This is a genomic window from Amycolatopsis tucumanensis (genome assembly GCF_021654135.1).
GTDB lineage: Bacteria > Actinomycetota > Actinomycetes > Mycobacteriales > Pseudonocardiaceae > Amycolatopsis_E > Amycolatopsis_E tucumanensis.
In genome coordinates this window covers 1-5,826 of record NZ_JAKGSD010000033.1, presented here as the reverse complement: position 1 = coordinate 5,826, position 5,826 = coordinate 1, and the positions used below count along the sequence as shown (strand labels likewise).

The 5,826-nt window shown below is 65.2% G+C and carries 8 protein-coding genes; all 8 read left to right on the top strand.

Annotation, left to right across the window (positions count from 1 at the left end):
* The first annotated feature begins 918 nt into the window (after window positions 1–918).
* A complete protein-coding gene (locus L2C96_RS27820) occupies window positions 919–1,164 on the top strand; it encodes a hypothetical protein (protein WP_146240083.1) in 246 nt (81 codons plus the stop codon).
* Between the two features lie 168 nt (window positions 1,165–1,332).
* Window positions 1,333–1,620 carry a hypothetical protein gene (locus tag L2C96_RS27815; RefSeq protein WP_110341346.1) on the top strand — a complete coding sequence of 96 codons (288 nt, stop codon included), beginning with the start codon at window positions 1,333–1,335 and terminating at the stop codon, window positions 1,618–1,620.
* A gap of 57 nt (window positions 1,621–1,677) precedes the next feature.
* Complete coding sequence (locus L2C96_RS27810) at window positions 1,678–2,451, top strand: DUF7178 family protein (protein ID WP_237338357.1); 774 nt, start codon at window positions 1,678–1,680, stop codon at window positions 2,449–2,451.
* A gap of 13 nt (window positions 2,452–2,464) precedes the next feature.
* The gene (locus L2C96_RS27805; RefSeq protein WP_146240085.1) at window positions 2,465–2,764 is read left to right on the top strand and encodes a hypothetical protein; all 300 of its coding nucleotides are present in this window, start codon (window positions 2,465–2,467) and stop codon (window positions 2,762–2,764) included.
* Window positions 2,765–2,812: 48 nt separating this feature from the next.
* Window positions 2,813–3,121: a hypothetical protein gene (locus L2C96_RS27800; RefSeq protein ID WP_110341350.1), complete on the top strand. Its 309-nt coding sequence runs from the start codon at window positions 2,813–2,815 to the stop codon at window positions 3,119–3,121.
* A gap of 194 nt (window positions 3,122–3,315) precedes the next feature.
* Complete coding sequence (locus L2C96_RS27795) at window positions 3,316–3,885, top strand: hypothetical protein (protein WP_110341352.1); 570 nt, start codon at window positions 3,316–3,318, stop codon at window positions 3,883–3,885.
* Window positions 3,851–4,822: a hypothetical protein gene (locus tag L2C96_RS27790; protein WP_237338356.1), complete on the top strand. Its 972-nt coding sequence runs from the start codon at window positions 3,851–3,853 to the stop codon at window positions 4,820–4,822. The genes L2C96_RS27795 and L2C96_RS27790 overlap by 35 nt, the downstream gene beginning before the upstream one ends.
* A gap of 146 nt (window positions 4,823–4,968) precedes the next feature.
* Window positions 4,969–5,553 (top strand): hypothetical protein, encoded by a 585-nt coding sequence (locus tag L2C96_RS27785; protein WP_110341355.1) that lies wholly within the window; start codon window positions 4,969–4,971, stop codon window positions 5,551–5,553.
* Window positions 5,554–5,826 lie beyond the last annotated feature (273 nt).

Genomic DNA, 5,826 nt, shown 5'->3' with positions numbered 1-5,826 from the left:
GCTCCGCCGTGCCGGCTGCTGTCCGCTCCGCTGGGCTCCGCCGTGCCGGCTGCTGTGGCTCTTCTATGCCCCGGTTTGGGCAGTGGAGACCGAGAGGCCCGGCTGACGCTGCGCAACTCTGACCAGCCGTTTTGCACCGCAAGGTCACGGAACGGTAACGACGGGGCCTCTTGGGCTTGCAAAGTGTGGACCCAAGGTGTGTACTTCTACATGTCGACTCCACACCAGGAAGTAAACGGATCGAACCGAGAGGGTGAGGACCAGGGCACGGCGTCCCTGCGAGCTCTCCGATTCGGTCAGTACCTCCTTCCGGGTGTCGAGATGACAGTAGTCCCGTAAAGCGCGGGCAACGGCTTGGGCCGTGCGGACAGCAGCGAAACCGTGCAGAGCAGCGTGAAGAACGACGCGTAGCCAAACGCGCATTTCTAGTCTGGAATGCGTAGTAACTGCGCTTGCAGCTTCGCGACGTAAAGTTCTTGCTATAAAGCGGAGAAGCGCGCATAAATGGCATGCCTGCCACAGGTGTGTCCCCAAGATAAGTCAATGGTGGTCCAGCACCGAAAAACGTCGCAACGTGTAGGCGTTCGAGGTTGTTTTAGGCGGTTGCCGACATTGGGTTTCTCTGGCTTGAGAGCGTCACTCTCGCCTGCCCATAGCACGCCAAACCCTTACGGGCATGGTTCCTTGCGTTGCGCGCTAGACATAACGGCTTATCCCAACAGTGTTTTAGAGATTCAGGGAATGTGCCATCGAAACGCGCAACCCTCACCCGTGAGTAGTGCCGTATTGCCCGGATACAGGATCTGTCCCCTTTGCGGAGATCTCACAACGGCGAGGGTTGCGCGTTTCGGTGCCAGTTCACAACTGGCCTGAATCGCTGCCAGTCAACCACTTTCGCACACGAAATGGAGTACCGCCATGACTACGACTCTGATCGATTGGTCCGCCCGGATTAGCGCCATGGCGGACGCTCTGTCCGTTCCGGATGGCGGATTTTCCGTCAACCCGAGCGACGGTTCCGACATCAGCACGGGCTATGCGGTTGCCGTACATCCGGAACACGAACGCGTTTTCGACGGTTCCGTGACCAGTAACGATCTTCACGAGTACATCGCGCAAGCAAAAGACGCTCTTTCGCTACCCGGTCGCGTTCTCGGTGGGTAGCGCGACCCTGCGACCGGTCGCGTCTACCTGGACGTTTCCGTCGTGACCGCGGACCTGTCCGACGCAATGACCCTCGCGCGGGAAACCGCACAGCTCGCCGTTTTCGATTTTTCCGCCATGGAATCCATTCCGGTCACGGTCGCGGCGTGAATCAAGGAGTGAAAACCGATGAGTGCAGTCATTGTCATGATCAGCGACGGGCAAGCGCGACGGATTGCGTCCGATTGGCACGACGGTATGTCGTCCGCTCTGTATTCCTTCGCGTCATCGGGTGCGATTGACCTTGACCGCGTACGGGACGAGATCTCCCGCGAGCTGTGGCAATTGGACGTCGGAGAAGTGCGACGCGAATTGCTCGCCCTGGACAAGTACGTACGAACGGCCGGCGCGCGTCCCGCGCAATCGGGATGGTCCCGCTTGTGGGACGACTCGCCGGTGACCGTGAATCACACCTAAGAGGACTGAATTGTCATGCCTGCCCCCAGCGATCACCCATGGTTCCGGGCGCACCCTGTGAGTCACGAAAACATCGTGTGGCACTGGGAACAGGCCACACCCGACGAAATCGCGCAAGGAATGCGCTGGTATGCCGACGCGCACCACGTGGCAACCGCCATCGCGAACGGTGACGCCCATCTCGGCGCCGGAATGCTCGCGATTTACTCACCACAACAGGGATGGATCGGCAACGTCCTTAATGCCGCTCGCGTATTGCGCGAGGGTAGGGGAATCGGCGGGCCCGGTTCCGGAATGTTCGCCACGACCGGCCAGAAACGCGCTGCGGATCGGCTGCTCGTCGGTGAGCGGTATGAGGACATCCTCAACGGTCCGAAAATCCGCGACTTTGCCCACCTGATCGAGTTCGGCGGAGATCAAGATCCGGATGACCCGCGCGTGGTGATCGATCGGCACGCGCTGTCGGTGGCGCACGGTCGCGCGCTCACCTCCGAGGAGTACGACTCGGCGCCGGTCAACGGGTTCCGCCGTAAGGACGGATCGGTTTCCCGTCGGCAGTACGACCACGTGGTGAGCCTGTACCGCCGTGCCGCGGAGCTGATCTCCGCACGCGGGGGAGAACGGGTCTCGGCGCACCAGGTGCAGGCCGTGACCTGGTTGGTCCGTCAACGGCTCAATCAGGAAGCCGAGCAACGGCGCGGCCCCAACCGGCTGGACAGGGGACGCAACCATGCCCGCGCGAATTCCGAACGCGCGTGGAACGAATTCCGGACCGTCTACCTGCCTGATCTGGCCACGTGCCCCGGTACGGGTTACCAGTCGGCTGCCTAAGTGAGGTCTCACGATGACTGACACGCAGAACCGTTCGATTCCGACAACTGTTATTCGGGTCGGTGACCTTATCTTTCTGGACAGTTTCTCCGGACTCGTACCGGCCAAGGTGACCGGGTACACCCCGCGCGGCGAAATCGCCGTATTGGTGACCGCCACGCGCGGCGCCTACCGCCGTGGCGAACACACCACATTCGCCCCGAGTGGCTGTGTCCCGCGCGCACACGTCCGCGTGCGTTGCGGACAGTTCCGCATCTTCGGCGCGTGGACCTTTGACGGACTGCGCGACGAATTTCAACCGCGCTGGGCCTGAAACCCGCGCACGTAACCGACCCGATCGGCCAACGTCAAGGGAGATCACATGTCCACCGACACGGACAACGTCGTAGAGCTTCACTTTCAGTACGCCCAAAACGGCTACGTCATGACAGACGACACGTACGGCGAACAGGACGCCGATAGCGCGGTCGCGTTCACTCGTGACGGGTGTGCGTTTGTCGCCTGCGAGCGCGCACCGCGCGGACGTTGGCGTATCGAGTCCACCGACGGCGCGGCTGGTCCGGTGCCGCTGTCCGCCTACCGGTACCGATTTTCGGGCCTGGCGGACGCTGCGGAGTACGTCGCCAAGAAGTGCGGCGCCACGGTCCGCCGAGTCGATTCCTGGATCTAGCGCAATCGTCCAGCGCATCCCCGGAAATTTCACTGATAGTCAGCCGCGTGTCTCGGCGCCCGTTCATACGGGCGCCGCGCAGCTCTCACCCGCGCGCAACGGTTGCAACGGCTCGGCTTTCCGTTGCGGATTGTTCGACTCATCCGCGCGTACGTCATCACCTCCGTTTCCCGAATCAGTAAAGGAGTTCAACCATGTTCGTGTACGGCGTGTCCCTCACCGATATTCACAGCGTCGTACGCGACGTGTCCAGCGCGCTCTACGACGGAAACATCACCGTGCGCACGGGCGAGGATCGCAGCAACCGCGCAGGCCCCCGCGCCACGTTCACCCTTCGCGCCACCGACACAGCGGGTTCCGGCGCGAAGGGAAGCGCGTCCGCGTTCGGTAAGGGCACCGGTCCGAACGGCAGGCGCCGCACGATTTCCGCGTGTTGGCACGCCCACTACGACGTGCTGGCTGAGTTGTTCGCCCGATTTCCGGCCGCCCGTGTGGTTACGGCGGTCGCCACCTACACCGCGGCCACGTTCCGGGAACGCGCTCTGGCCACCGCCTGCCTGAATGTCGGAAGTCAGTTGTACCCGGTGACCGCGCCGGATTGCTGCGAGTGCGACCACACCGACTACGTCGACACCTTCGACCAGGTCGCCGGCACCGGTTACGTCGACGACTCCGACTGGATGCCGTCGGGCGACGCGATGCGCCCGAACACGGACGTCGACTACTTCCTTGATCAGCTCGACCGCGTGCTCGCCGAACAGTGACTCCCTTTTCCCAGCACCTCCGCACATTCACGCAATTCGACCGACGAAAGCGAGCACCACGATGACCAACGACCATTCGACCACTCTGGACGCGCTGCGCGCGGAGCTCGACCGGGAGCGCGCACGGGCCGATTCTCTGGAGACGGTGAACCGTGTGCAGGCCGGCAGCCTCACCGGCCTGGCCAGGCTCGCGGAGGAACTCCGCTGCCAGGTTGCCGACCTGCACGACGATGCGCTGAGCTCGCGCCCGATGCCGGTGCAGGGCTTGCGCAACGTCACCGGCCGCATGGACGGTTTGGCGGAGACCTTGAGCCGCGCGGCGCGCGGCTACTCCGGCGCCCGGACCACGGACATGATCTACCCGTCCGTGGACGATGACCTCCGCGCACACGGGTGGACGCCCCGACCTGACCGGGGCCTGGACGGCGTGTTGCCGCCGATCCCGATCACCGAGCTGGGCGACCGGCGCGGCTATGCGCGCGGCTGGCATCGCGGCCCGCAGTGGATCACGTTGTGGTTCACCGGACCGTGTGCACTGGCCTACGCGGACATCAGCGACCACGGCCGGCTCACCGACGTCGACGCCGTGCGCGCCGTGATCACCTCCCGCCGGCCGTTGTCCGCGGAGGCGCTGATGAAGTGGGTCGCGGCCCGGCAGCAGGCGCACACGGTGCCGTTCGATGCCTCGTACGTCCGGGTGTTCGCGCACCTGCGGTCGTCCTGGGGTGGGGGCCTGGTTGTCGATGATCGGTGCGACGAACACGGCGCCCCCGCGCCCGATGGGCCCGGTAAGCGCTCCGTGTGGGCCTGCCCGAGCGACCCCGATTTCCGGCTCTACGTCTGGGGCATCGGCAACAAACCGGCCCACGTCCGCTACTGGGCCGGGCCCGTGGTCGACATGGCCCACCTGGTCCAGATCACCGGCCACTGCCGCTGACCTCCGTCTCTCCTTTCCCGCCGGTCGGCCGTCCCCGTCGACGGTCGGCCGGCGCCTCGTCGTGCGCCGGTTACCGCCACACCTCACCACTAGGTCGGCCAGCTCGACTCGGGCTGGCCGTCAACCAGCAACCACGGGAGAACCCCATGACCACCCTCGACCTCGCACACACCGTCGCCGAGCACCTCGGCACGGGGTGGCGCGCCTACACCGGCAAGGCCGCCGACGGCTCGGAAGCCCATCTCGCCGGACCGAACGATCAGGTCCTCGACCTGTTCGACGGCACCACCACCGGCCGCAAGACCGACCAGGGCCGATTGATCATCGCCGGTCACCTCGGCTTCCTGCGCAACCACGTCCCGCAGGACCACGAGCAGGACCACAAGATCACCGTGGACCAGCGCAAACCGCCCGACGTGATTGCCCACGAGATCCGGCGCCGGCTGCTGCCGAACTATGAGGCCGCGCTGCACGCGGCCTGGGACGAGAAGCACGCCAGCGACGGCATCGCCGCCGCCCGTGAGCAACTCGCGGCGACCGTCGCGGCACGCCTGGGCGTGCAGCGCCAAGACCAGGACACCGACTTCCACTTTGGCACGGTCGACGCAGGCGTCCACGGACGCGTCTGCGTGCGGCCTGGCGCGTCCGACTCGGTGTTCACCGTCCGCGTCCCGCACGACCGGGTGGCCGAGTTCGCCCGATTGCTGGCCACGTTCGGACACCTTCCTTGATCACCTCCGGCCGTTCGGTCCACCCCCTCCTGTGGCCGAACGGCCGGACTGTGCCTTGCCGATTCCGCTCACCTCCGGCCCGAAGGGACCGATACCGCCATGACCACCTCCTCCACCATCGCCCCCGTGGCGGACGTTCTCGACTGCGGCCACCCGCCCACCCCGGACCCCAGCGGGATCGGCACCGGCCGTGCGATCGACCCGACCACCGGCGCCACGAGCTGCTACCCGTGCTCGAACGAACGCGAACGCCACGCGATGACCCGCGCGAAC

Excerpts from the sequence above, each read along its gene's own strand:
- L2C96_RS27805 (WP_146240085.1), top strand. The coding sequence starts at position 2,465 with ATGACTGACACGCAGAACCGTTCGATTCCGACAACTGTTATTCGGGTC.
- L2C96_RS27795 (WP_110341352.1), top strand. The coding sequence starts at position 3,316 with ATGTTCGTGTACGGCGTGTCCCTCACCGATATTCACAGCGTCGTACGC.
- L2C96_RS27820 (WP_146240083.1), top strand. The coding sequence starts at position 919 with ATGACTACGACTCTGATCGATTGGTCCGCCCGGATTAGCGCCATGGCG.
- L2C96_RS27785 (WP_110341355.1), top strand. The coding sequence starts at position 4,969 with ATGACCACCCTCGACCTCGCACACACCGTCGCCGAGCACCTCGGCACG.
- L2C96_RS27815 (WP_110341346.1), top strand. The coding sequence starts at position 1,333 with ATGAGTGCAGTCATTGTCATGATCAGCGACGGGCAAGCGCGACGGATT.
- L2C96_RS27800 (WP_110341350.1), top strand. The coding sequence starts at position 2,813 with ATGTCCACCGACACGGACAACGTCGTAGAGCTTCACTTTCAGTACGCC.